Raw genomic sequence first — 24,982 nt, 5'->3', positions numbered from 1 at the left:
TCAAGGGCAAACGCACGTGGTTCGATCTCAAAACCACGTGCATTCGCCCTTGATCCATGCAAAAGCCCTTGATCGCCGCAGGCGCCGCGCCCTGTGGCGCCGCCGCTTCGGGCGATCCGCGCGTCCCCGAGTGGCCTGGCCTTTCCTTCATCGGCGCGGGCGCCCAGCGGGCGCTGGAACCGCCGCATGGCCGTGGGGAGCATGGCAAGCGGCGGCGTTTGTGGTGGCGCGGCGTTTGTGGTGGCGCGGCGTTTGTGGTGGCGCGGCGTCTGGGTGTGCTCCGCAGCCTCAGGGCCGCGTCGATGCTGCTAATTCCCCGCCACCGCACGTCGCGCGGCGCCGATGCAGCCCGCTCGGCACCCCGCGTCCGTGATGGCGCGGGGCAGCGCGATCTTGTCGAGTAGGGGTTGCTCCCGGACTTTCCAAGATCAGATGGCGTCGCCGCTGCGGTCGCACCTGCGCGGTGTGGAAGGTGGTCGCCCGAGCGCCGAGCAGACCACGCCGCACCGCCCGGCGATCAAGGAGATCTGCACAGATCAAGGGCAAATGCACGCGGAAAAGAGATCGAACCACGTGCATTTGCCCTTGATCGACGGCAGAAGGGCCGCGGAGCGCCGCGCCGCGCGGGGGCGGGGCTAGGGCGGGGATAGGCGGGACAGGGTTGCTGCCACGTCGGACGGTGGGGTGCCCAGGTCGGACTCGGAGAACAGGAGGATCGTGTCGCCGGCGTCGATCTCCAGGGTCTCGGTGCGCATTCCCAGCCGCGGTCGGGTGTCGACGCGTACCCCCTCGATCTGCGACCAGGCCAGCCGGCGACGGCCGGCGAGGCCCGTGACCACCGTGAGTCCGTCAGTGTCGGCGGCGATCCGCACCGGCGCGATCAGATCGCGCGCCCCCCAGCCGGCGAGCCCGGCGGTGACCATCGCGGCCAGCACGAGTCGTACCACGTCGCCGTCGTCGAAGAGCAGCCCGATGGCCAGCACGCCGGCCGCGGCCGTGAACTTGACGATCGGGATCTTGCGGGGCACGCGCCAGCTACAGGCATCCACCTACTCCAGAGTAGTGTCGGTGAATATGAGAGACGCGGTCATCGTCGGCGCCGTGCGCACCCCGGTCGGCCGGCGCAAGGGGGGCCTGGCTGGCATCCATCCCGTCGACCTGTCGGCGCACGTGCTGCAGGCGCTCGCCGAGCGCGGCGGGCTCGATCCGGCGGACGTGGACGATGTTGTGTGGGGCTGCGTCTCGCAGGTGGGCGAGCAGTCGTGGAACGTCGGGCGCAATGCCGTGCTCGGCGCGGGCTGGCCGGAGTCGGTGCCCGGCACGACCCTTGACCGGCAGTGCGGCTCCAGCCAGCAGGCTCTGCACTTCGCGGCCGCGACCGTGCTCGCCGGGCACGCCGACCTGGTGGTGGCCGGCGGCGTGGAGTCGATGACGCGGGTGCCGATGGGGTCGAGCGCGGCGGGGGCGTGGCCGTTCGGCGAGGGGATCCGGGAGCGGTACGGCGATCAGGGTTTCAGCCAGGGCGTCGGCGCCGAGATGCTCGCTGAGCGGTGGGGCTTTTCGCGGACTCAGCTCGACGAGTACTCGCTCGCCAGCCACGAGAAGGCGGCGGCCGCGCAGGACGCGGGCGCGTTCAAGGAGGAGATCGCGCCGATCGGCGGGGTCGACACCGATGAGGGCGTGCGTCGCGACACGTCGCTGGCGAAGCTGGGCGAGCTGGCGACGCCGTTCAAGCCGGACGGCGTGGTGACGGCCGGTTCGGCTTCGCAGATCTCCGACGGCGCCGCCGCGCTGGCGGTCACCACATCGGAGTGGGCGCGCGGGCGGGGCCTGCGGCCGCTGGCCCGCATCCACACCGCGGTGGTCGCCGCGGACGACCCGGTCATCATGCTGACGGCACCGATTCCGGCCACTGCAAAGGCGCTGCGCCGCGCGGGGCTGGGCATCGAGGAGATCGGCGTGTACGAGGTGAATGAGGCTTTTGCGCCGGTACCGCTCGCGTGGCTGGCCGAGACGGAGGCGGATCCCGATCGGCTCAACCCCCGCGGCGGCGCGATCGCATTGGGGCATCCGCTCGGAGGCTCCGGCGCCCGCATCATGACGACGATGCTGCAACACATGCGTGACAACGACATCCGTTACGGCTTGCAGACGATGTGCGAGGGCGGCGGGATGGCAAACGCAACGATCGTGGAACTTCTCCGGTAAGCCGCGACATATCCCGTTAGCACGTCGTTAAACGCAGCATGGACGTCTTCTCACGAACGTTCTTGCCCGCAGCCGCCGAAGCCGGGGTCGCCATCCCGACCGTGAGCCGCCACATGCCGATTTTCCGGCGCTGTGTGGAAGCCGACGACGCGACCGTGCTCGTCAGCCGTTGCCTACGGCCCGATCGCCCGATGCACGGCGAGTTCCTGCTGCTGTTGACGTACCGCCGCCTGGTGGTCACGCAGGAGACTCGCATGCTGCACCGCTTGCGGCTGCACCTGAACACCGAACTGCGTCACCTCAGCAACGTCACCTGGAATCCGGACACGCGCCTCTCCGCGGTCGAGCTTGCCGCCACCGCCATCGACGGTGTGCGCGAACGGTTCTGGATCAAGACTGGTCACCCGAAGCAGGTATGGCACCTGGACGCCCTGCTCAGCCACGCCTTCCGTCCCCGGTCGATGGCACAGCGCGTCCACGAGGCACCGCGAGTCCAGGCGCCGATGGCGCCACCCGTGCCGGCTGCCGCCTGACGCGGTCGGGGGGCGTCCTGCCGCGAGGACGCCCCCCGATGCGAAATCCGTACCTGATCCGAACATCCTCGTCGCCTTGTGGCGGGCATCATGGTGCCCGTGAACCCCACGAAGGGCCTGGTCCTCGTGGTCGAGGACGAGCGGTCGATCGCCGATCTGATCCGCATGTACCTGGTCCGCGAGGGCTTCGGCGTGCACGTGGAACGGGACGGCGACGCCGGTCTGGTGGCCGCGCGGCGGCTCCGGCCGGTCGCGTGCGTTCTCGACATCGCCCTGCCCGGCATCGACGGCACGGAGATCTGCCGGCGGTTGCGGGAGGGCGGCGACTGGACGCCGGTCATCTTCCTTACCGCCCGCGACGACGAGGTCGACCGGATCGTCGGTCTCGAACTGGGCGCCGACGACTACGTCACCAAGCCGTTCAGCCCCCGGGAACTGGTCGCCCGCGTGCGCGCCGTGCTGCGCCGCACGGCCGGTACGCCCGAGGAGCGGCCCCACACCGTTGGCCCCGTGACGCTCGACCCCGGCCGCCGTATGGTCACAGTGGACGGTGCGCCGGTGCGGCTGACGTCGACCGAGTTCGACCTGTTGGCGCGCCTGATGGGCCGGCCCGGTCGGGTGTTCACGCGCGAGGAGTTGCTGGCCAGCGTGTGGGGGTACGGCGCGCAGGCCGGTACGCGCACCGTCGACGTGCACGTGGCGCAGGTGCGCGCCAAGCTCGGTGACGGTGCGGCCGTGGTCCGCACGTACCGCGGCGTCGGATACGCGGCCGATGCGTAAGTCCGGCACCCTGACCGCCCGAGCGATCCTCTCGGGCTGCGCGGTGGCGGTCGTCTCGGTGCTTGTCACCGTGCTGATTTCGGTACCCGTCACCGTGCGCTCGGAGGATCGCGAAGCCCGCCAGGAGCTCATCGCACAGGCGCGGCTGACCGCCGAGGTGCTCCGCCCACGGCTCGACCGGGGGCGCGGCGCCGACGAGGACCGGGTCATCCGGCAGCTGCGCAACCAGGGCATCGACGCGTACCTGATCCGCGCCGGACAGGCGGATCGGCCGGGCCTGCCGCAGCAGGTGGTCTCCCGCGTGGCCAGTGGCAGGAACTTCACCGGCCGGCGGCTCGTCTCCGGCGAGCGGTCCATTGTGGTCGGTCGTGCCCTGCCGGGCGGAAACGGCGTCGTGCTGGCCAAGCCGGCCGCCCGACGGGTCTGGCTCGGGGTGCTGCGCGGCCTGTGGCTGCCGCTGCTCGCCGGGCTGATGGCTGGCGTGGTCGCCGGCGCGCTGCTCGCCCGGCGGCTGGCGCGCCCGATCCGCAACGCCGCCGCCGCGGCCGCTCGGCTGCGCGCGGGCGACCGGGGTATCCGGGTACCGGTGGAGCCGCCGCGGGAGGCGGCCGATCTGGCGTACGCGCTCAACGATCTCGCCGCCGCGCTGGCCACCAGCGAGGGGCGGCAGCGGGAGTTCCTGCTGTCGGTCTCGCACGAGCTGCGCACGCCACTGACCGCGATCCGTGGGTACGCCGAGGCGCTGGCCGACGGCGTGGTGGCCGCCGAGGGGGCCCAGCGGGCGGGCAAGACCATGCTGGCCGAGGCGCGGCACCTCGACGGGCTCGTCGGCGATCTCCTGGCGCTGGCCCGGCTGGAGGCGGCCGACTTCCCGCTGCATCCGGTGCCGGTCGACCTGGCCGGGCTGGTCCGGGGCGCCGCCGAGGCGTGGCGTCCGCGGTGTGAGGCCGCCGGCATCGAGCTGAGGGTCGAGGCGCCGGACGGCGACATCCCTGCACACACCGACCCGGGGAGGATCCGGCAGGTCCTGGACGGGTTACTGGAGAACGCCCTGCGCGTCCTGCCGGCGAGAGCCCCACTCGTGGTGGCCGCGCGCCCGCACGGGGTGGTGGAGGTGCGTGACGGCGGGCCCGGCCTGACCGACGACGACCTGGCGGTCGCGTTCGAGCGCGGCGCGCTGCGGCAGCGCTACGAAGGGGTACGGAAGGTGGGCAGCGGGCTGGGGCTGGCGCTGGCTGCCGGCCTGGTACGCCGGTTGGGCGGCACGATCGAGGCGGGACACGCCCCGGAAGGCGGGGCCCGTTTCACGGTCACGCTGCCCTCTTACGAAACCCGTACATCGGCTTGACGGTGCGCTCGTGCCTCTCGCCGACGCTGGTGCTCCAACAGATGCGGGAGCAGGTACGGAAGGGAGACCGATGAAGCGTCTGGTTCTCGTCGCGGCGGCCGGTGTGCTGGCCCTGGGACTGGCGGGGTGCGGAGCGAAGCCCGTCTCGCTCGACGTCGAGCAGGCGGCCTTGTCCGCCATCGGGTTCGAGGCGGCGGATCCCACGCCGACCGCCACGCCCACCGACAATGACAGGCGAGACCGCCCGCGGATACGAGGGTTCCTGCGGAAGAACACCATCCACGGCGAGATCGTCGTTGAGACCAGGAACGGCCCTAAGACCGTGGTCGTGCAGCGCGGCGAGGTGACCGCGATCGGCGACGACTCGCTGACCGTGAAGTCGACCGACGGCCACACCGTCGAGTGGACGTTCGGCGATGACCTGCGGGTGCGCGAGCGCCGCGACTCGATTCAGCCGAGTGACGTGAAGGTCGGCACCGAGGTCGGCGTCGCGGGCGCGAAGGACGGTGACCGCACGGTCGCTCGGCTGGTCGTCATCCCCCGGAAGCGGTGACAGGTTCGGCGTATCCGACGTAGCCGCGCCACTCCAGGCGCCAGTCGTCGGGGACGAGCCGGTCGCAGGCGCGGCGGTCGCCGGTGCAGACGATCACGTCGACCGAGCGCGGGTCGGCGGGCGGCTGCTTCGGGAGTACGGACTGAAGAGCCACGATCTCCCGATCTTTCAGGAGCAACCACCACGGGTACTCCCAGTTGTCGTTCTGCTGCGCCAGACCCACGCGCTGGGCGCCGGCCGCCTCGACCCGGCCGGCGGCCCAGCGGAACTCGTCCGCCCAGGCCGGCCGGCGCAGGAACCGGGTGTCCCAGGAGTCGGTGGTGAGCAACGAGCCGGTGCCGACCAGGCGGCGCGGGAAGCCGTACGAGACGGCGAGCACCCCGGCCAGCGCCGAGGCGGCGAGCACGGCGGCGACGGCGGCCCTGGCCGTGCGCCTGCTGGCCCGCGTGAGCACCGCGTCGAGCCACAGCCCCGCCAGGGGTATCCCGAGGATGAGCGCGTACATGAGCAGCCGGTTGCCCCAGGGCTGCCACTTGATCATGGCGGAGTGCAGGATGACGGTGGCGGCGCAGGCGGTCGCGTAGGCGCGGACAACGCCGCGGCGCGGCCGGGCGAGCGCGACGACGCCGCCGATCAGCACCAGCGTCCCCGCGATCGGGAACGCGACCCGATCCTCGTCGGGGTACCAGGCGCGGATCGGGAACTCCGTGCGCCCGAACGTGGTGGCCCGGTCCTGCGGGTCCACACCGATCAGGTCGGCGAACCCGATGATCGTGTCGGCGCTTGCGGTGCGCAGCGGAGACAGTGGGGTATCCAGGGCGGTATGCCCGATTCTTAGCCCGTTGACCAGTATCGAGCCGGGGTCGTGGCGCTGCATCGGGATCGAGTCCCGCAGCCGTGGTGGTCCCAACGGGTGCCCGAACTCGGCGTACACGCGCAGCATGAAAGGGGCGACGATGGCCGCCGCGACCGCGATCACACCGAGCCCGGCGGCGGCCGTCTTCAGCACCGACCGCCTGAGCTGGGCCACCCCCCACAGCACCAGCATCGGTCCGGCGCCGATCAGGCCGCTGGTCTTGGTGAGCGCAGTAAGCCCGGTGGCCGCGCCGAGCGCGAGCACCGCGCCGGGCGACGCCCGGCGCGACAGGCCGTCGAGCGCGAGCGTGGCCACGCAGCCGCACCAGGCGGCGACGACCAGGTCGGTCTGGGTACTGGTCGCCTGTAGCGCCACCATCGGCGTGGTGCCGGCGACGAACGCGGTGATGAGCTGGGCCCGCCGCGAGCCGCCGAGCTGCGCGACGATCCGCGAGGCCACCAGCAGGCAGCCCGCGCCGGCGGCCCACTGCACGAGGTTGTGCAGCCAGTCGCCGCCGGTCAGCAGCCGCAGGTGCAGCAGGAGGTACTCGGCTCCCGGCGGGATGTCGACCTGCCGGTGGATCGCGGTCGGCCAGAACTCCAGGTCGCCCTGCGCGGCCCAGTGTTCGACCTTGGGCAGGTGGTACGTCTGCGAGTCGAAGTTGTTGGGCTCGGCGAGCAGTGCGATCACCAGTTCGACGAGAACCAGGCCGCCGATGCCGCCGGCGAGGAGCCACTCGGGCCTCGACCAGGATGGGCGCTCCACCGTCACGGGCCGGCGGCGCCGCCACGCCAGCCCGAGCGCGGCGGCCAGCCCGAGCGTCCAGGCGGCCGCTACCGCGGGAGCGGTCAACGCGTGCAGTGCTCCCAAAATCTCCACACTGACCACGGCGTATGCCCCGACGGCCAGCGCGGCCCAGACAGCGGCCAGGCGCCGCGGCGCCACGACATCGGCGTGCGGACGGACCGCGTACACGAGGGCTGCGAACGCCACAAGCGGCGCCAGCACGAACGGGGTCCAGGCTGCGGGCATGGCGGGAAGTAAACCAAACGCGTCCACCCGGCTAAGCGAGCGCGCTTTCAGGCGCGCGATGCCCCGAGCGAAGCAAGTGCATCAGATGTGGCGAAAGTGCCGTGCAGGCGCGCCTGGCCCAGGCGACCAAGCTAGGCTGAGTCCGGTCCAGCCGTCAGCCTAGTGGAGATCCCCGTGAAGCTTTCGATCCTCATGCCGGTCTACAACGAGGAAGAACGCATCGCGGACGCCCTGAAGCAGGCCCTCTCCGTCGACTACCCGTGCGAGATCGAGATGGTGGTCGTCGACGACGGCAGCCGGGACGGCACCGCGGATGCACTCGATGGCATAGACGACACCCGGGTGCGGGTGATCACGCACCGTCGCAACGCCGGCAAGGGCGCCGCCATCAAGACCGCGGTCAACAGCGCCGAGGGCGAATACATGGTCATCCTCGACGCCGACCTGGAGTACGACCCGCAGGACATCCCCAAGCTGCTCGCCCCGGTGCTCGACGGCCGGGCCACCGTCGTCTACGGCAATCGCACCTTCGGCAGCCACAGCGCCTACAGCTTCTGGTACGTGATGGGCAACAAGGCGGTCACCACGGCCGCCAACGTGCTGTTCAATTCGTACATCGGCGACCTGGAGACCTGCTTCAAGCTGATGCCGGTCGCGCTGTACCGCTCGCTCGACGTGCGCTCCCGCGGCTTCGGCATGGAGGCCGAGGTCACCGGCAAGCTGCTGCGGCGGCGCATCCGCCCCTACGAGGTGCCGATCAGCTACCGGGCGCGCAACCGCGAAGAGGGCAAGAAGATCACCTGGAAAGACGGCGTCGAAGCCCTCTGGATCCTGGGTCGCGAGCGCGCCCGGCGCTCCTAGTTCACAAACTCACTGATCGATCGGCGCAGCCCGGCCGCGTCCAGCCCGTGCCACCTTGCGTGGTCCTTCGGGCTCCCGTAACGGTGTAGGTCGGCGCGGCCCACCCCGAGGCCCAGCACCCGACTGGGCACGTCGCGCAGCGCCTCTGCCAGGACCGCGCTCGACGTTCCGGCCAGGTACGGCTCGACCATCACCACGTCGTGGTGGCCCAGGGCGCGCAGTCCCCGCACGTCGAACGGGCGCGGCGTGTTCGTGTACGCCACGGTGACGTCGAGCCCTTCGGTCGCGGCCAGCACCGTGTCGAGCATCGGCCCGACGGCCACCACCACCGCCCGCTGGCCCCGCTTGATCGTCTGTAGGCCCGTCGCGGGGCGCGGCGCCGAGTTGTGGTGGGTGGACAACCGGATATAAACCGGCTCGTCGTGCTCGGCCGCCGCGATCAGCAGCGGTGCCACCTCACCGGCGTGACCGGGTACATGGACAGTCCACCCGTCGAGCGTGTCGAAGAGAGCGACGTCGCCCGGTGACATGTGTGTGCGGCCGGCGGTGGAGCCGTCGTACGAGGCGCCCACGCTCACGAGGATCGCGCCTACGCCCTGGTGCCCGATGTCGAGCTTGATCTGCTCGTATGCCCGGTCCACGACGAACGTCGCGTACGAGTGGACGATCGGCCGCAGCCCGGTCAGCGCGAGCCCGCCCGCCACCCCGACCATGAGCTGCTCGCGGATGCCCATGTTGAGCACCCGGTCGGGGTGCCGGCGAGCCGCCGGCTCGAAGGCGACCGCCGAGATGTCGGCCAATACGACCGCCGTACGCGGGTCGTCGTCCAGCAGTCGGGTGGCGGTGTCGACGAATGTCTCGCGCATCATCACTCCTTGGTCTCCACGACGGCCACCACGACGTGGGGACGTCCGGGTTCGTGGCTCTTGAGGGCCCGCTCGATGGCGTCATGGTCACGACCGTCCACAGTGGCCGAACTCCAGCCATGGAATCCGAACGGTCCGAGCCACGGCCGCACCCAGGCGGCCTCGACATGCGGACTGAGCTCGGCCGTGGCTCGGATCTGTGAGCTGCTCGTGATGCCGCCGGGCCATCCGTGGGTGGTCGACTGGTTGTCGATCACGACCGCGGTGATCGTGTCGAGGCCGGTCGCGCCCGCGTACGCGATCGCCTCGTGGTTGGAGCCCTCGTCGAGCTCGGCGTCGCCCACCAGGACGTACACCCTCGGGGTTGTGAGTCCCTGGGCCCGCAGCCCGAGCGCGGTGCCCACGCCCAGTCCGAGGCCGTGGCCGAGCGACCCGGAGCCGATCTCGACGCCGGGCACCAGCAGGCGGTCCGGGTGGTGCCCGAGGCGGCTCTCGGGTCCGGCGACGTCGTCCAGCCAGTCTTCGGGGATGAAACCCTTTGCCGCGAGCACCGCGTAGAAGGCGGCCGGCCCGTGGCCCTTGGAGAGCAGGAAGCGGTCGCGGTCGGGGTCGCCGACGCGGTCCGGCGCCACCTGAAGCACCCGGTCGTAGAGCACCCAGATGACATCGAGCGTGGAGTGGGCGCTGGGGGCGTGTTTCTCGTCGCCGGTAATGCGGCGTAGTAACTCGTCGAGCCGGTTCGTCGTTGTGGTCACGGTCATGCCCACCAGCGTGCAAGTTGAAGTCGGCTTTAAGTAAAGTCACTGTTGTGCAGCAGACACTGACGATCGGCGAGCTCGCGCACCGCTCCGGCGTGGCGCCGTCCGCATTGCGGTACTACGAGCGGCTGGGCCTCATCCGAGCCGGCCGCACCGGCGGCAACCAGCGCCGGTACGACCGTGCCGAGCTGCGCCGGGTCTCGTTCATCCGGATCGCGCAGCAGGTGGGCGTCTCGCTGGAGGAGGTCCGGGACGCGCTCGACAGCTTGCCGGAATCGCGGACCCCGACCAGGGCCGACTGGGCGCGGCTGTCGTCGCGCTGGCAGGCCAAGCTGAACGACCGGATCGCGTTGTTGGAGCGCCTCCGCGACGACCTCACGGGCTGCATCGGCTGCGGCTGCCTGTCGCTGACCGCGTGCCGCCTCAGCAACCCGGAGGACGAGCTGGCGGCGGACGGTCCAGGCGCCCGCCGCTTCCCGGCGCTCGCCTAGAGAATCCGGAGGTGGAAGCCGCCGTCCACGTCGATGACCTGGCCGGTGCTGAACGGCAGCAGGTCGGTCGCCACCGCCACAACCGCCTTGCCCACATCCTCGGGCTGACCCCAGCGGCGGATCGGCGTGATCCCCTCGTTGAAGATCAGGTTGTCGTACTTCTCCTTGACCGCACCGGTCATGTCGGTCTCGATGATCCCGGGCCGGATCTCGTACACGTTGATGCCGTGCTCGGCCAGCCGCGCCGCGTACAGCTGCGTGGCCATCGCCAGGCCGGCCTTGGCGACGCAGTAGTCACCCCGGTTGAGGCTGGCGGTGTAGGCGCTGATCGACGAGATGGTGATGATCTTTGGGTTCGCGACCGTTTCGGCCTGCTCGATCATGTGTCGCGCGACGAGCTGCGTGAGGAAGTACGGGCCCTTGAGGTTGATGTTGATCAGCCGGTCGAACGACTCCTCGCCCGCGTCCAGCAGGTCGGCGCGCACGTTCGGCGCCACGCCGGCGTTGTTGACGAGCAGGTCGATCCGGCCGAACGCGCTCACCGCCTCGTCGACCAGCCGCTTCCGGTCGGCCGCGCTGGAGATGTCGGCCTGTGCGAGGTGTGCGCGCTGGCCGGCGGCCTCGACCTGCTTGCCGACCTCTCGTGCGGCGTCGGCGTTGCTGGCGTAGTTGACCACGACGTCGTACCCGGCCCTGGCCAGTGCCAGCACGATGCCCCGGCCGATGCCCCGGGAGCCGCCCGTGACGATCGCGGCGCGGGTCACCGGTTTCCCCCGAAGAACGTGTAGTAGGGCTCGTCGCGGGCGACGCGCTGGAGGTACAGCGCGACCTCGCGGGCGTGGTAGTCGCCCCACATGCTCGACTCGCCGTTCGGCACCGTCTGTCCAGCCGGCACGTGGTCCCAGCCGTTCGGGCGGTGGTACACCGAGTGCAGGATCAGGCCCTGGTGGCGTGGGTCGGTGCTGAGGTACGGCTCGTCGAAGATCGTGTCGCACACGGTCAGGCCGGCCTGCCAGTACCGCTGGCCCTCGTCCGGCTGGCCGTTGGCGCTCAGATACCGGCCGAGCCGCAGCAGCCCCTGCGCCGCGATCGCCGCCGCCGACGAGTCGACCGGCTCGTGCTCGTTGAACGGGTCGGCCGGGCGGTCCAGGTAGTCGCCGAGCTTGGCGAGCCCCGGTGCTCCGGTGTCCCAGTACGGCACGCCGTCCGTAGGACTGTGCTCGATGTAGAAGTCGCAGGTGGCGGTGGCGGCCTTGAGCATCATGGCCACGACCTCGGGCTTCGCCTCGTCGGGGCGGCTCGCCAGGTACTCCAGCTGCTCCGGGAAGCCGACCATCGCCCACGCCAGGCCGCGCGTCCAGGTGCTGAACGGCGAGTACCCCTGCTGCGTGCTCGGGCAACGGTAGCTGCCGTCGTTGACGTTGAAGATCGACTCGTGGGCCGTGCGGCCACGGATGTCGTAGCTGTCCCGCCCCTCGCCGTAGAAGATGTTCCACTTGGCGGTGTTCGCGGCGTGCTGGACGATCCGGTCGAGCAGCGAGATCCGCTCGTCGCGCTCGCCCATCAGCACGTGGCCGAGCTGGTGCGAGACGGCGAGGGCACGGCAAGATCGGATGGTGTCGACGAAGAGCGACTGCGGCCCGTTGAAGGAGTAGATGTAGCCGCTACCGTCGGCGGTGCTCCGCCAGCGTGCCGCCTGCACGGCACCCGTGAGCTTCAGGGCCAGCTCGTAGAAGTCCAGGTGACCGTCGTCGTTACGCCCCTCCAGAGCGAGCCGCCACAGGTTCCCGTACGTGCTGACATTGTTGAAGCCGTGGTCGTGCACGCCGATGTGGCTGACATGGCTCGCCATGACCCGGATGGTGAGGTCGCGCGCCAGGTCGAGGAAGCGCCGCTCGTCGGTTGCGTCGAACTGGAGCACGGCCGAGCCGTACTGGAATCCTTGGGTCCACTCGGTCCAGCCGCGAGCGGTGTACTGCCCGTCCACGGTGAAGACCGGCGACGGCGAGCCCGGCGGGCAGGTCTTCTCGATCGAGTCGATTTTTTGCGCCGAGGCGTCCCACAGCCGCTCGATCTTGGGTAACAGGGTCGTGGGGGTCAGCCCGTCGTCGATCCGCATCATGCGCCCAGCATAGGAAAGCGCATTCCCGCAGGGAAGAGCGGGCTAGGGGGATCCGCCTTGACGCAGACCTAGACGGAGAAGGTCGGAGGGCGTTCGTCTGCCGGCGCGGGGGCCGGCGGGGTGGCGTCCCAGAGCTTGGCCTTCTGGGCGCCCAGTCGCGCCAGGTAGGCCGGGTTCAGGACCACGTACCGGCGCCACAGCCGCTTGGGCTCCAGACCGAGCCGCCACAGCCACTCCAGCCCGACCCGCTGCATCCACGTCGGCGGCTGGCGCAGCAGCCCGGCGTGGTAGTCGAACGCGGCACCGACCGCCATCAGCGGCATGTCCAGCAGCGGCCGCATGGCGTACGCGAAGACCTCCTGGCGTGGGCAGCCGAGCCCGACCAGCACCAGCCTCGCGCCGGAGGCCCGGATGCGGTCGGCGATCTGCACGTCTTCGCCCGGCTGGACCTGGCGGAACTTCGACGCCTCGGCGCCCGCGATCTTCAAACCGGGGAACGACCGCTCCAGCGAGGGCAGCAGATGGCTCAGGGTGTGCTCGGTCGAGCCGTACAGGTAGACCGGCAGACCCTCGGCCGCGCAGCGTTCGAGCACCTTGAGCGTGAGCGTGGGCCCGTAGACGCGGTCGGGCAGGCCGGCGCCGTGCAGCAGGTTGAGCGCCCAGCGCACCGGCTGGCCGTCGGGGGTGATCAGATCGAACGAGTTGAGCCGGGCGTTGTGCGCCCGGTCGAGGACCCCGGTCATCACACCGTGCACAGCGAGCGCGGTCAGGGCGAGCGGGCGCCGTTCGTGCGCGGCGGCGATGACCTGCGCGGTGGCGGCCTCGTAGTCGACGGCGTCGACCAGGACGCCGAGTACGTTGCGCTTACCTTTGGCGATCATGGCCGGGGTCCCCGCGGAGACGTGGAGCGCGGCGGAGCGTCTTCGTGAGGTGGTCGAGGCACCCACTTGCCGACGTTGGCCTCGTAGATCTCCTGAAGGATCATCGGGACGTCGTACGCCTGCTGCCAGTCGGGGTAATCCCGCTCGAACGCCGCGTTGGAACCGATCCACCACTTGTGGTCGCCGACCCGGTTCGCCTCGTGGTACTCGCTGAGCATCTCGACGCCGGTGATCTTCTCGGCGAGCGCGAAGACCTCGAGGTGCGAGCAGTTGGAGTGCCGGCCACCGCCGAGGTTGTAGACAGCCGCCGACCGGGGGGCACGGAAGAAGGCCTCGAACGCGCTGACCACGTCGTGGGAGTGGATGGCGTCGCGGACCATCTTTCCTTGGTACCCGAAAATTTTGTACGTACGGCGCTCCATGTTGCACCGCATGACATACCCGAGGAATCCGTGCAGCTCGGTGGCGGAGTGCGCCGGGCCGGTCAGGGTGCCGCCGCGGAAGCAGGCGGTGCGCATGTCGAAGTAGCGCCCGTACTCCTGGACCATCACATCGGCGGCCACCTTGGACGCCCCGAAGATCGAGTGCAGGCAGGCGTCGATCGACATGTCTTCGGTGATGCCCTGCTCGTACGGGTGGCCCGCCTCGATCTCCCACCGAGTCTCCTGCTCGACCAGCGGCAGGCTGTTGGGCCGGTCGCCGTACACCTTGTTGGTGGAGCAGTGGATGACCGGGGCCTCGATGCAGTGCTCCCGCACGTTCTGCAGGACATTCAGCGTGCCGACGGCGTTGACGTCGAAGTCGGTGTACGGGTCGCGGACGGCCCAGTCGTGCGACGGCTGGGCAGCTGTGTGCACGACGAGCGCGATGTCCCGCCCGTACCGCTGGAAGATCTTGCCTAGCGCGTCCCGGTCGCGGATGTCGACGTCGTGGTGGGTGTACGCCCCGCTGAGGTCGCTGGTGAGGCGCAAGACGTTCCACGCTGTGGACGCCTCGTCGCCGAAGAACTGCCGGCGCATGTCGTTGTCGATGCCGACCACGTCGAGACCCAGCCCGGCGAAGTGCCGAGCTGCTTCCGATCCGATCAGCCCGCCAGAGCCGGTCACCAGCGCGACACTCACACGTCACTCCAGGTTCGGGGATACGAAACCGCTCAGGAGCATAACGCGCTCGTCCCGACGCTCAGGTTTCCCCAACCGTACTCGCGCGGAATCGGGATACGAGAAAAGCCCCGCCCTGGTGGGTGGGGCTTTCACTAGCTGGTGGGGAAGGGGGGAGTTGAACCCCCACGCCCTTTCGGGCACACGGACCTGAACCGTGCGCGTCTGCCATTCCGCCACTTCCCCGTGGCTGTCACAACTTGACCGGGAGGAACCTCACGTTTCCCCCTAGACAGGATGCGACCACATATTACGCTGTGCGTGGCTGCACCCGCGAGCAGGTTACTGCCCGTGGCGCGTGGGGAAGAGTAGCACGGCAACACCGGCCTCCTGACAAGGGCCGGAATCAGGCGGTCGTTGGTGCGCAACTCACGCGTGCGGCGGCCGGATACCATCATGTCCTCGGAACCCGAGGAGGAGCCGGTGAGCGTGCTGCAACGCTTTGAGAAGCGCCTGGAAGGCCTGGTAGAAGGTGCCTTCGCGAAGGTGTTCAAGGGGGTCGTCCACCCTGTGGAGATCCTCAACGCCATGCAGCGGGAGGCAGAGGCGCACAAAGCGATCCTCGCCGGGGGGCGCACCCTCGTGCCTAACCGCTACGTGATCGATCTCTCTCCGTACGACCACAGCCGGCTCGCGCCCTACGCGGCCGCGCTCGCCCAGGAACTCGCCCAGTCACAGGCGGAGTTCATCGGTGAGCAGGCGTGGACTGTCTACGGCGACGTGATCGTGGAGATCGAGCGCGGCGACGGGCTGGATACCGGGATGTTCCGGGTCACGGCCGAGGTCTACACCGGCGGCGAGGTCGCCCCGGTGCAGCAGCCGGCGTACGACGCGCCGGCCCCACCCGCGTACCCGCCGTACGAACAGGCCGGCGGTGGCTATGGCCCACCACAACAGCACGGTGGCGGCCGCAATGTGCGGCTGGTCTCCGGCGACGGCCGCACCTACCCGCTGCAGATGGGCTCCACGGTGATCGGCCGTGGCGACCAGGCCAACCTGCGCCTGCCCGACGTGGGCATCTCCCGTCGCCACGCCCGGCTCGACTTCGATGGCGCCCAGGTGGTGCTGACCGATCTGGGCTCAACCAATGGGACGATGGTCAACGGCCAGCGCGTATCCGCCGTGGCTCTCAACCCAGGTGACATGATCCAGCTCGGGACGACCACCCTCACGTTCCGAGTGGACGGCTAGCCACCTTGCCTGAGTTCGTCCTAACTGTCGCCCGGTTCGGGTTTCTCGTTCTGCTGTGGATCTTCGTGTTCACAGTGGTCGGGGTCATCCGTCGGGACCTCTTCGCCGGGGCAAAGAGCAGTCGCCTCGTCGCCGCGCCACGCGGGGTAGGCGCGTCGGCGGGGCTCGGTAGGCCGGCGAAGGTGAAGCGGGGCCGCGCCGCGCACCAATTGGTGGTCACCGCCGGGCAACTCGCCGGCACGCGGATCACCCTTGGTGAGGCTCCGATCACGATAGGGCGAGCTGAAGACTCCACCCTTGTGATCACCGACGACTACGCGTCCGCCCGGCATGCCCGGCTCCTCCCGCGCGCCGGCCAGTGGATCATTGAAGACCTCGGCTCGACCAACGGCACCTACTTGGATCGCGCTAAGGTCACTGGACCAACCCCCGTACCCCTCGGCGTGCCGATCCGTATCGGCCGCACATCTCTCGAGTTACGGCCATGACTCTGACCTTGCGTTATGCGGCCCGCAGCGACCGCGGTCTGATCCGAGACGGAAACCAGGATTCCGTCTACGCCGGACCGCGGCTGCTTGCCGTTGCCGACGGCATGGGCGGCATGGCCGCCGGTGACGTCGCCAGCAACATCGTCATCGGCGCGATGGCCCCGCTCGACGAGGACGTCCCGGGCGATGCCCTGGTAGACGCCCTGCGCGGCGCGGTCGACACGGCCAATCAGCAGCTCCGCGACACCGTCGACGCCAACCCCCACCTGGAGGGCATGGGCACGACGCTGACGGCGGCGCTCTTCTCAGGCAGCAAACTGGGCATGGTCCACATCGGGGACTCGCGTGCCTATCTGCTGCGCGACGGCGAGTTCGCGCAGATCACCAAAGACGACACGTACGTGCAGATGCTGGTCGACGAGGGCCGGATCAGCCCCGAGGAGGCGAGCAGCCATCCGCAGCGCTCGCTGCTCACCCGGGCGCTCGACGGCCGCGACATCGACCCGGAGTACAGGGTCCGCCAGGTGCTGCCCGGCGACCGGTACATGATCTGCAGCGACGGTCTGTCCGGCGTGGTGAGCGCGGAGACCATCGGCGACACGATGCGCGAGTTCACCGACCCTCAGCAGTGCGTGGAGCGGTTGGTGCAGCTCGCGCTGCGCGGCGGTGGTCCCGACAACATCACCGTGGTGATCGCCGACGCGACCGACCAGGACATCGTCGAAGCCGCCCCGATCGTGGGCGGCGCCGCCGCGCGCGACCGCGGGATGTCCACGTCGATGGACGAGTCGACGCCCGCGTCGCGGGCATCCGCCCTGCACGCCGCGCCGCGTCCGGCGGCGCCGGAGTCGAACGGCTCCGACAACGGCACCGGCAGGGAGAGCGACACCGAGGAGCCCCGCCGCCACCCGGCGCGCACCGCGCTGCTGCTCGCCAGCCTCCTCGCCGTCCTCGGCGGCGGGCTCGCGGTGGGCTGGACCTACACCCAGCGGCAGTACTACGTCGGCGCGACCGACTCCGGTCAGCTCGCGGTGTTCCAGGGCGTCCCGGGCCAGATCGCGGGGCTGCGGCTCTCCAGCGTCCACCAGACCAGCGAGATGGAGCTCGACGACCTCACCGCGGTCGCCCAGGAACGGGTCAAGCAGGGCATTCACGCCGATGACGAGCCCGACGCCGAGCGCCGGCTGGCCGAGCTCATCACTGACAGCCCGACAAACCCCAACCTCAAGCCAACCTGCGGGCCGAGTACGTCGCCGAGCCCAGACGTGGGCGCAGCGGCCACTACGCCGGCTGGAAACGCGACCAGCGCCGTCGCCACACCGAGCGCACCGACCGCCACGGTGTCGGCGACGCCGCTGGTCACGCCGACGTCCCCGGTCGGCCCGGCGCCGGCGAGCACGCCCGACGCCCAGCCCACCAACACGGAGTCGCCGGCCGACCCGGCTGGCTGCCGCTCGGTGGATTGAGCGGAGTGCGAAGGACTCCAAGGATCTTGTTGTGACCGCTCCAGCCACACCGGCCGCGTCGCCCGCCGTCACGGGGGAGATGCCACGTATCCGGATGTCGAAGAGCCGGCGCAACGCCGAGTTGGGGTTATTGCTCTTCGCGATGGTGCTGATCACCGCGTACGCGGCCACCGTCGAGGCGACCATGCTCGACGCGGTCACCCCAGACTTTTGGATTCCGGCCGCACTGGTGTCGCTGGTGTTCCTGGGCCTGCACGTCGTGATCAGGTTCCTCGCGCCGTACGCCGACCCGGCCCTCGTGCCGGCGGTAGCGCTGATCAACGGGCTGGGCGTGGGCTTCCTGCGCCGCATCGACATGGCACGCGCCGACGCCGCCGACCGCGCGAATTACCCGATCTTCGCTGGTGACGGCGGTCGTCAGCTGGCGTGGACACTGCTCGCCGCGATCATGGCCGCCGCTCTGCTGATCATCGTGCGTGATCACCGGATCGTCTCCCGGTACGCCTACACGCTGGGCCTGGTCGGCATCGTGCTGGTGATGATCCCGGCGGTGCTGCCCAGCAGGTACTCCGAGGTCAACGGCGCGAAGCTGTGGATTCTCATCGGCGGGTTCTCGATCCAGCCGGGTGAGTTCGCCAAGCTCGCGCTGGTTTCGTTCTTCGCGTACTACCTCGTGCGCAAGCGCGAGGTGCTGTCCCTGGCCAGCCGCCGTTTCCTCGGCATCGACTTCCCACGCGGCCGTGACCTGGGTCCGGTCGTCGCCGTCTGGCTGCTCAGCCTTCTGGTTCTGGTCTTCGAGAAAGACCTGGGCACCGCGCTGCTGTACTTCGGCATGTTCGTGGTCATCCTGTACGTGGCCACCGAACGGGTGAGCTGGCTGATCATCGGTCTGCTGCTCTTCCTCGGCGGCGCCACGCTGGCCTACTCGCTGGGCGCGAGCGTCGGCGGCCCGTTCGCCAACTTCTACGATCGCGTGCAGATCTGGCAGGACCCGTTCGCCGACCCCTACGACGCGGGATTCCAGCCGGTGCAGTCGCTGCTGGGGCTCGGCACGGGTGGACTCTTCGGCGCGGGGCCGGGCGGTGGGCAGCCCACCAAGGTGCCGGACGTCGAAGACGACTTCATCTTCGCCGGTCTGGGCGAGGAGATCGGCCTGTTCGGGCTGTCCGCGCTACTGGTGATGTACCTGCTGATCGTCGAGCGCGGCCTGCGCGCGGGCCTCGCGGTGCGCGACTCGTTCGGCAAGCTGCTGGCCGGTGGCCTCGCCTTCACGCTCGGCCTCCAGGTGTTCGTCATCGTGGGTGGCGTCAGCGGTCTCATCCCGCTCACCGGTCAGACCACGCCGTTCCTGTCGGCGGGTGGCTCGTCGTTGATGGCTAACTGGCTGATCATCGCGATGCTGCTCCGGATCTCCGACGCCGCGGGGCGCCCGGTGACCGGCAGCGCGTCAGCACAGGGTGACGGCCCTGCTGGGCCACCGGTCAAGCTGCACGGCGCCCCGACGGAGGTGATCAGGTCATGAATGGTCCACTGCGTCGGGCCGGCGTGGTCGTGATGATCCTCTTTGGCCTGCTCTTCGCCAACCTCAACTGGGTGCAGGGCTACAAGGCCGACGAGTACCGCAACAGCGACCTCAACGGTCGCGTCCAGGTGGCCGAGTACGAGCGGGCGCGCGGGGTCATCGAGGTCGGCGGCAGGGCGCTCGCCGAGAGCAAGCTCACCACCGGCGAGCTGAAGTACCTGCGCACGTACCCGTTCAAGGCCCAGTTCGCGCACGTTATCGGGTACAAGCCGGTCAACCTCGCGGCCACCGGCATCGAGAAGGCGGAAAACGAGTTTCTCGCCGGCACCAGCGACCGGCTCTTCGCCGACCGGTTCCGCGACATGTTCACCGGCGAGGAGACCGCCGGCGGCAACGTGGTGCTGACCCTCTCGCTGCGCGCACAGGACGCCGCGATCAAGGGCCTGGCCGGCAACGACGTGGGCTCCACCCGGGGCGCCGCGGTCGCGATCAATCCGAAGACCGGCGCGGTGCAGGCGTTCGCCTCGATGCCGAGCTTCGACCCGAACCCGCTGGTCAGCCACGACACCAACGCCGCCGAGGCCGCGTACAACCAGCTGGAGAAGGCGAAGGACGGGCCGCTCAAGAACCGCGTGCTCGGTGAGGTGCTGCCGCCCGGGTCGACGTTCAAGGTGATCGACGCGGCGGCCGCGCTGGAAAGCGGCGTGACGCCGCAGACCAACATCCCGGCCGGGGCCTCATACACCGCACCTACCTCGGGCACCCCGATCCGCAACGCGGCCGCGTCGATCTGCCCCGAATCCCAGGTCACGCTGGCCGAGGCGCTCAGGGAGTCGTGCAACACCGGCTTCGCGCAGCTCGCGGTCCGGCTCGGTGCCGCGAAGATCAAGGACAAGGCGCGCGCGTTCGGATTCGAAGACGAGAGCCTGACGGTGGGCAACCTGGACGGTTCGGGCCTGCCGGTGGCGGCCAGCCGCACCGGCACCATTCAGAACCCCGATGGCGGCGACGACCCAGCGGCGCTCGCGCAGTCCGGCATCGGCCAGAACAACGTGCGGATGACGCCGCTACAGGGCGCGATGATCGCCGCGACCGTGGCCAACGGCGGCGAGCGCATGCGGCCGTACCTGGTGCAGCAGCTGCTCGGCCCCGACCGCCGCACCATCGGCACCGCATCGCCCAAGAAGATCAATAACCCGGTATCGGCCACGGTCGCCGGCCAGCTGCAAGACATGATGATCAACGTGGTCGAAGGCGGCACCGGCCGGAACGCGCGGATCGGCGGATACACCGTCGGCGGCAAGACCGGCACCGCCCAGGACGGTGACAACCCGGACGACCACGGCTGGTTCATCGGGTTCGTCCTCAAGGACGGTGAACCGATCTCGGCCGTCTGCGTGCTTCTGGAGCGTGGAGCAGCCGGCGGCAGCGCGGAGGCGGCGAAGATCGGCGGCGACATCATGGAGGCCGTGATCGCCGACGGGGGTGGCAACTGATGCTGAGCCCCGGAGTCATGCTCGGCGGCCGGTACCGTCTGGACGAGCGCATCGCCAGCGGCGGCATGGGTGACGTGTGGCGCGGCACCGACGAGGTCCTCGGCCGCACCGTCGCCGTAAAGATCCTGCTCCCGGCCCTGCTGGAGGAGCCCGGATTCGCCGAGCGCTTCCGTGGCGAGGCGCGCACGATGGCGACCATCAACCATCCTGGCGTCGTAGACGTGTACGACTACGGCAGCGATCAACAGATCGCCTTCCTGGTCATGGAGTACGTCGAGGGAGACGCCCTGTCGCGCACCCTGAGCCGGGTGGGCCGGCTCACGCCGGCCCGCACGATGGCGCTCCTCGCCCAGGCCGCCGACGCGCTGCAGGCCGCGCACGAAAAGGGCATCGTCCACCGCGACGTCAAGCCCGGCAACCTTCTGGTACGCCCGAACGGCACGCTGGTCCTCACCGACTTCGGCATCGCCCGCTCGGCCATGGTGGGGCAGCTCACCGCCGCGGGTTCCGTGCTCGGCACGGCGTCGTACATCTCGCCCGAGCAGGCGGCCGGCGCGACCGCGACACCAGCCTCCGACGTGTACGCCCTCGGCGTGGTCGCCTACCAGTGCCTGTCCGGCCACCGGCCGTTCGAAGGCGACAACCCGCTCGAAATCGCGATGCGACACGTGCGCGACACGGCCCGCCCGCTGCCCGCCGACATTCCGCCGGCAGTCCGCGCGATTGTCGACCGGTCGATGGCCAAGGACCCGGCGGCCCGGTGGCCGAGCGCCGCCACCCTCGCGGCGGTGGCCCGCCAGGCCGCCGCCACGCTGGGCGCGCCGCCGCCCGCCCGTCCGGCCGCCCCGGTGCACCCGGCGTCGCCAGCGCCCACGTCGGCACCCGTTCCCGCCCCGGCGCCCACCGCCCCTCATGGCGGCGCCCGTCAGGCCCCGCCGTATCCACCGCCGGCTCCACACAGCCCCGTGGCGGCGCCGGTCCGCTCTCCGCACGCATCTCCGCACGCCCAGCCCGGATACCCGAGGGGTGCCGCCTCCGTGCCACCGGCGACTCGCCCGGGCCCGGCACCGGTGCCGGGCCGCCCACCCGCGCAGCCGTACGGTTACCCGCAGGCCCAGCCAGTGCCAGAGGAAGGTTCCGCCAACCGGCAGATACTCATTGTGCTCGCGGTGGTACTGGGGGTGCTCGTGCTTCTTTGCGCGGGCCTGATTTCCTACTTGGTGAGACAGAGCGGCAATAACACGGCGAGCCCGATTCCAACCGGGTTGCAGATCCCGGTCAGTCGCGACGTGTCGGTGGAACGCGCCGTACCGTCGGTTGGGGCGGACTCGGCATTCCGGTGGAGTGGTCACGCGATCCTGCAGGCCGACGACCAGACGAGCGAAGGACGACAGACGAGATGACTGCGCAGGCCCGCCTGCTCGGTGGCAGGTACCAGGTCGGCGAGCTGCTCGGCTACGGGGGTATGGCCGAGGTGCACCGCGGGCGTGACCTGCGGCTCGGCCGCGACGTCGCGATCAAGATGTTGCGCACCGACCTCGCTCGCGACGCCACCTTCCAGATGCGGTTCCGGCGCGAGGCGCAAAACGCCGCTTCCCTCAACCACCCGGCGATCGTCGCGGTCTACGACACCGGCGAGGAGATCGCGCCGACGGGCGAGACGCTGCCGTTCATCGTCATGGAGTTCGTCAACGGGCGCACGCTCAAGGAGGTGCTGGCCGCCGAGGGGAGGCTGATGCCCCGGCGCGCCCTGGAGATCTCTGCCGACGTCTGCGCGGCGCTGGAGTTCAGCCACCGGCACGGCATCATCCACCGGGACATCAAGCCCGGCAACGTGATGATGACCCAGAACGGCCAGGTCAAGGTCATGGACTTCGGCATCGCCCGGGCCCTGGCCAGCGGCGCCACCACGATGACGCAGACCAGCGCCGTGATCGGCACCGCGCAGTACCTGTCGCCGGAGCAGGCCCGCGGCGAGGCGGTCGACGCGCGATCGGATGTCTACGCCGCCGGCTGTGTGGTCTTCGAGCTGCTCTGCGGTCACCCGCCGTTCGTCGGTGACAGCCCGGTCAGCGTGGCCTACCAGCACGTGCGGGAAGATCCGCGGGCGCCGAGCGAGATCAACCCCGACGTCAACCCGGACGTCGACGCGATCGTGCTGAAGGCGCTCGCGAAAAACCCGCTGAACCGGTACCAGAGTGCCCAGGAGATGCGCGCCGACCTGCTGCGGGCGGCCGCCGGCCGTCCGGTGATGGCGACGCCCGTGCTTCGCGAGGCCGAGACGGTGTCGATGATGGGCGGCGCGGCCACCCGGCAGATCAACTCGGTGGGCAGCCGACCGACCGTGGCTCGGGTCGGTGACCCGGGCCGCCGCAAGGCTTCCGCCTGGGTGATCGCGGCCCTGACCGCCCTCGGTGTGCTGGCCGTGGTCGCGCTGGTGGCGGGCCTGATCCTCTCCAACCAGGGCAACGAGACCCCGCAGGCCCAGGTCCCCGATGTCACCAACCGAGCGCTGGCGATCGCCCAGAACGACATCACCAACGCTGGCCTGAAGCCTGTGGTCGGCGATCAGATCTTCAACGACGAGTGCACCAAGGGCCAGGTCGCCAAGCAGACTCCGACGGGCGGCCAGAAGGTCGAGCGGCAGTCTGAGGTGCTTCTCCAGGTCTGCGGTGGCCCCGAACCGGTCAAGATCCCGACCAACCTGGTCGGCGGCACCTTCGAGTTCGCCAAGGCGCGGCTCGAAGAGGCGGGCCTTGTGGCCAGGAAGGAAGAGGTCGACGGCGACCAGGCCAAAGACGAGGTCATCTCGCTCGAGCCTCCTGCGGGCACCGAGGTCGCCAAGGACTCCATCGTCACGGTCCGGGTCTCCAAGGCCAACATCCGGCAGATCCCGAACGTGGTCGGCAAGAGCGAAGAGGTCGCCCGTGACCAGCTCGACGCCGCCGGCTTCGATGTCAGGGTCGTGGATGGTGACCTGGTGGACCCGGAAGAAGCGGGCCAGGTCACCGATCAGAGCAAGACCGGTAGGGGCAAGGCCGGTGAGACCATCACCATCACGGTGAGCCAGCCGCGCGAGAACAACTCTCCGAGCCCGTCGGCGAGTGCCTCGCCGTCCCCAACCGCCAGCCCAGACGAAGACGGCTGACGCCGATCAGCCGGCCTTGCGGCGGGCCTTGGCAGCGGGCGCGATCTGCGAGATGCGCTGGGGCGACAGGTTGAGCATGGCGCCGGCGTCACGCACGGTGTAGCCGTCGTCGAGCAGCGCGCGAACCGCTGCGGCCGTGGCCCGCTCGGCATCCTCTTCCGCCTGGCGGGCGGCGCGGCGGGCCTCCAGTGCGTGCGACACGACGCCGGGCAGTTCCGGGCGCACGTCGACGGCTATCGAGGCCGGATCCGCGTCGAGCATCAGCGCGATGGCCTCCCGTGCCATCGCCTCGACCTGGTCGAGCCGGCGAGTCTGGCTGTGGACGCCCTTCAGTTGCGGCACGCTGATCGCCCACCAGTCGCCCACCCGCCGACACACGGCCATATAGGTCGTCACTTCCACAAGTCCCTCCCCAATGTGTGGTCCACGAACTCGATGCCTGCGATCGCGGCGCTCCGTCGGATCTTCCGGAGCAGGTCAGCTCGCTTCACAGCGTATGTCTAGCGCGCTAGAGATATCAAGTAAAGCGCGCTAGATGTGCCTGTGGATAATCGGGTCGGCCTGTGGATTACGAGGTTGCGAAGGCGGAGCGGCGGCGGTGCTCGACCTCGGCGGCCAGCGCTGGCGCCAGGTCCAGCGCCTCGGGCATCCCGCACGCTGCCAGCCAGTTGGCCAGCATGTTGTGCCCGCCCTCGGTCAGCACCGACTCGGGGTGAAACTGCACGCCCTCGATCGGCAGCTCGCGGTGCCGCATGGCCATGACCACGCCGGACTCGGTGCGGCCGGTCACCTCGATCTCCGGCGGGAGGGTCGCCTCGACCACGGCCAGCGAGTGGTATCGGGTCGCGGTGAACGGGTCGGGCAGGCCAGCCAGCACGCCCTCGCCCTTGTGGTGCACCTCCGACGTCTTGCCGTGGAGCAGCTCGGGGGCCCGGGTGACGGTGGCGCCGAACGCCGCTCCGAATGCCTGGTGACCGAGGCACACGCCGAAGATGGGCAGCTTTCCGCCGTACTCCGTGATCACGTCCATGCAGATGCCGGCGCGTTCGGGAGTACCCGGGCCGGGGGAGAGCAGGACCCCGGCGGCGCCGGAGCGGCCGACGGCGGCCAGGTCGATCTCGTCGTTGCGCCGCACCTCGCAGTCGACGCCCAGCTGACCCAGGTACTGCACCAGGTTGAAGACGAACGAGTCGTAGTTGTCGATCACCAGGACGCGCATGCC

24 protein-coding genes and 1 tRNA gene are annotated in these 24,982 nt (G+C 70.0%); 14 read left to right on the top strand and 11 right to left on the bottom strand.

Annotated elements, in window-relative coordinates; genetic code table 11:
* Positions 1 to 635: 635 nt before the first annotated feature.
* Positions 636 to 1,049 carry a PH domain-containing protein gene (locus V6V89_RS06110; RefSeq protein WP_334617933.1) on the bottom strand — a complete coding sequence of 138 codons (414 nt, stop codon included), beginning with the start codon at positions 1,047 to 1,049 and terminating at the stop codon, positions 636 to 638.
* 25 nt (positions 1,050 to 1,074) lie between these two features.
* Here V6V89_RS06110 and V6V89_RS06105 point away from each other — a divergent pair, with 25 nt between their 5' ends.
* From V6V89_RS06105 to V6V89_RS06085, 5 genes are all read left to right on the top strand, one after another.
* Positions 1,075 to 2,208: an acetyl-CoA C-acyltransferase gene (locus tag V6V89_RS06105; RefSeq protein WP_334617958.1), complete on the top strand. Its 1,134-nt coding sequence runs from the start codon at positions 1,075 to 1,077 to the stop codon at positions 2,206 to 2,208.
* A 38-nt stretch (positions 2,209 to 2,246) separates the two neighbouring features.
* Positions 2,247 to 2,741, top strand: a complete 495-nt coding sequence (locus V6V89_RS06100) for a hypothetical protein (RefSeq protein ID WP_334617932.1) — start codon at positions 2,247 to 2,249, stop codon at positions 2,739 to 2,741.
* Between the two features lie 99 nt (positions 2,742 to 2,840).
* Complete coding sequence (locus V6V89_RS06095; RefSeq protein ID WP_442935068.1) at positions 2,841 to 3,521, top strand: response regulator transcription factor; 681 nt, start codon at positions 2,841 to 2,843, stop codon at positions 3,519 to 3,521.
* A complete protein-coding gene (locus V6V89_RS06090; RefSeq protein ID WP_334617930.1) occupies positions 3,514 to 4,869 on the top strand; it encodes a sensor histidine kinase in 1,356 nt (451 codons plus the stop codon). Before V6V89_RS06095 ends, V6V89_RS06090 begins: the two co-directional genes overlap by 8 nt.
* Before the next feature lie 70 nt (positions 4,870 to 4,939).
* On the top strand, positions 4,940 to 5,422 hold the full coding sequence (locus tag V6V89_RS06085; protein ID WP_334617929.1) for an LptM family lipoprotein: 483 nt from the start codon (positions 4,940 to 4,942) through the stop codon (positions 5,420 to 5,422).
* Here V6V89_RS06085 and V6V89_RS06080 read toward each other — a convergent pair.
* Positions 5,403 to 7,310 carry a glycosyltransferase family 39 protein gene (locus V6V89_RS06080; RefSeq protein WP_334617928.1) on the bottom strand — a complete coding sequence of 636 codons (1,908 nt, stop codon included), beginning with the start codon at positions 7,308 to 7,310 and terminating at the stop codon, positions 5,403 to 5,405. The two genes, V6V89_RS06085 and V6V89_RS06080, sit on opposite strands and share 20 nt — an antisense overlap.
* 174 nt (positions 7,311 to 7,484) lie before the next feature.
* Between V6V89_RS06080 and V6V89_RS06075 the strand changes: the two genes are divergently transcribed.
* Entirely contained in the window at positions 7,485 to 8,171 is a 687-nt protein-coding gene (locus tag V6V89_RS06075; RefSeq protein WP_334617927.1) for a glycosyltransferase family 2 protein, read from the top strand.
* Here V6V89_RS06075 and V6V89_RS06070 read toward each other — a convergent pair.
* The gene (locus V6V89_RS06070; RefSeq protein WP_334617926.1) at positions 8,168 to 9,037 is read right to left on the bottom strand and encodes a transketolase family protein; all 870 of its coding nucleotides are present in this window, start codon (positions 9,035 to 9,037) and stop codon (positions 8,168 to 8,170) included. The genes V6V89_RS06075 and V6V89_RS06070 overlap by 4 nt on opposite strands.
* Before the next feature lie 2 nt (positions 9,038 to 9,039).
* Entirely contained in the window at positions 9,040 to 9,750 is a 711-nt protein-coding gene (locus tag V6V89_RS06065) for a transketolase (protein ID WP_442935077.1), read from the bottom strand.
* Positions 9,751 to 9,845: 95 nt separating this feature from the next.
* On the opposite strand from V6V89_RS06065, the gene soxR reads away from it, so the two are divergent.
* Positions 9,846 to 10,286, top strand: a complete 441-nt coding sequence (gene soxR / locus V6V89_RS06060) for a redox-sensitive transcriptional activator SoxR (RefSeq protein ID WP_334617924.1) — start codon at positions 9,846 to 9,848, stop codon at positions 10,284 to 10,286.
* Here the strand turns inward: soxR and V6V89_RS06055 are convergent.
* The 5 genes from V6V89_RS06055 to V6V89_RS06035 form a co-directional block, all read right to left on the bottom strand.
* A complete protein-coding gene (locus tag V6V89_RS06055; protein ID WP_334617923.1) occupies positions 10,283 to 11,050 on the bottom strand; it encodes a 3-ketoacyl-ACP reductase in 768 nt (255 codons plus the stop codon). The two genes, soxR and V6V89_RS06055, sit on opposite strands and share 4 nt — an antisense overlap.
* A complete protein-coding gene (locus V6V89_RS06050) occupies positions 11,047 to 12,408 on the bottom strand; it encodes a hypothetical protein (protein WP_334617922.1) in 1,362 nt (453 codons plus the stop codon). Before V6V89_RS06050 ends, V6V89_RS06055 begins: the two co-directional genes overlap by 4 nt.
* 68 nt (positions 12,409 to 12,476) lie before the next feature.
* A complete protein-coding gene (locus V6V89_RS06045; protein ID WP_334617921.1) occupies positions 12,477 to 13,289 on the bottom strand; it encodes a WecB/TagA/CpsF family glycosyltransferase in 813 nt (270 codons plus the stop codon).
* Complete coding sequence (locus tag V6V89_RS06040; protein ID WP_334617920.1) at positions 13,286 to 14,410, bottom strand: NAD-dependent epimerase/dehydratase family protein; 1,125 nt, start codon at positions 14,408 to 14,410, stop codon at positions 13,286 to 13,288. The genes V6V89_RS06045 and V6V89_RS06040 overlap by 4 nt, the downstream gene beginning before the upstream one ends.
* Positions 14,411 to 14,549: 139 nt before the next feature.
* Positions 14,550 to 14,635: transfer RNA gene (locus V6V89_RS06035), tRNA-Leu, on the bottom strand.
* A 210-nt stretch (positions 14,636 to 14,845) separates the two neighbouring features.
* Here V6V89_RS06035 and V6V89_RS06030 point away from each other — a divergent pair.
* The 7 genes from V6V89_RS06030 (at position 14,846) to pknB (ending at position 23,760) form a co-directional block, all read left to right on the top strand.
* Complete coding sequence (locus V6V89_RS06030) at positions 14,846 to 15,640, top strand: FhaA domain-containing protein (RefSeq protein ID WP_281892206.1); 795 nt, start codon at positions 14,846 to 14,848, stop codon at positions 15,638 to 15,640.
* A 5-nt stretch (positions 15,641 to 15,645) separates the two neighbouring features.
* Positions 15,646 to 16,128 (top strand): FHA domain-containing protein FhaB/FipA, encoded by a 483-nt coding sequence (locus tag V6V89_RS06025; protein WP_334617919.1) that lies wholly within the window; start codon positions 15,646 to 15,648, stop codon positions 16,126 to 16,128.
* The gene (locus tag V6V89_RS06020; protein WP_334617918.1) at positions 16,125 to 17,594 is read left to right on the top strand and encodes a protein phosphatase 2C domain-containing protein; all 1,470 of its coding nucleotides are present in this window, start codon (positions 16,125 to 16,127) and stop codon (positions 17,592 to 17,594) included. Before V6V89_RS06025 ends, V6V89_RS06020 begins: the two co-directional genes overlap by 4 nt.
* A 79-nt stretch (positions 17,595 to 17,673) precedes the next feature.
* On the top strand, positions 17,674 to 19,116 hold the full coding sequence (locus V6V89_RS06015) for an FtsW/RodA/SpoVE family cell cycle protein (protein WP_334617957.1): 1,443 nt from the start codon (positions 17,674 to 17,676) through the stop codon (positions 19,114 to 19,116).
* Positions 19,113 to 20,612 (top strand): peptidoglycan D,D-transpeptidase FtsI family protein, encoded by a 1,500-nt coding sequence (locus tag V6V89_RS06010; RefSeq protein ID WP_334617917.1) that lies wholly within the window; start codon positions 19,113 to 19,115, stop codon positions 20,610 to 20,612. The genes V6V89_RS06015 and V6V89_RS06010 overlap by 4 nt, the downstream gene beginning before the upstream one ends.
* Positions 20,612 to 22,015 (top strand): serine/threonine-protein kinase, encoded by a 1,404-nt coding sequence (locus V6V89_RS06005; protein ID WP_334617916.1) that lies wholly within the window; start codon positions 20,612 to 20,614, stop codon positions 22,013 to 22,015. Before V6V89_RS06010 ends, V6V89_RS06005 begins: the two co-directional genes overlap by 1 nt.
* Complete coding sequence (gene pknB / locus V6V89_RS06000; protein ID WP_334617915.1) at positions 22,012 to 23,760, top strand: Stk1 family PASTA domain-containing Ser/Thr kinase; 1,749 nt, start codon at positions 22,012 to 22,014, stop codon at positions 23,758 to 23,760. The genes V6V89_RS06005 and pknB overlap by 4 nt, the downstream gene beginning before the upstream one ends.
* A 6-nt stretch (positions 23,761 to 23,766) precedes the next feature.
* On the opposite strand, the gene V6V89_RS05995 is transcribed toward pknB, so the two are convergent.
* Together V6V89_RS05995 and V6V89_RS05990 are read right to left on the bottom strand one after the other, a co-directional pair.
* Entirely contained in the window at positions 23,767 to 24,162 is a 396-nt protein-coding gene (locus tag V6V89_RS05995; protein WP_334617914.1) for a type II toxin-antitoxin system HicB family antitoxin, read from the bottom strand.
* A 166-nt stretch (positions 24,163 to 24,328) separates the two neighbouring features.
* Positions 24,329 to 24,979, bottom strand: coding sequence for an aminodeoxychorismate/anthranilate synthase component II (locus V6V89_RS05990; RefSeq protein WP_334617913.1), 651 nt, complete (start codon positions 24,977 to 24,979; stop codon positions 24,329 to 24,331).
* Between the last annotated feature and the right edge of the window lie 3 nt (positions 24,980 to 24,982).

It is taken from the genome of Micromonospora sp. CPCC 206061 (genome assembly GCF_036906915.1).
Classification (GTDB): domain Bacteria; phylum Actinomycetota; class Actinomycetes; order Mycobacteriales; family Micromonosporaceae; genus Phytohabitans.
This window is presented reverse-complemented; position numbering and strand designations above follow the sequence as displayed.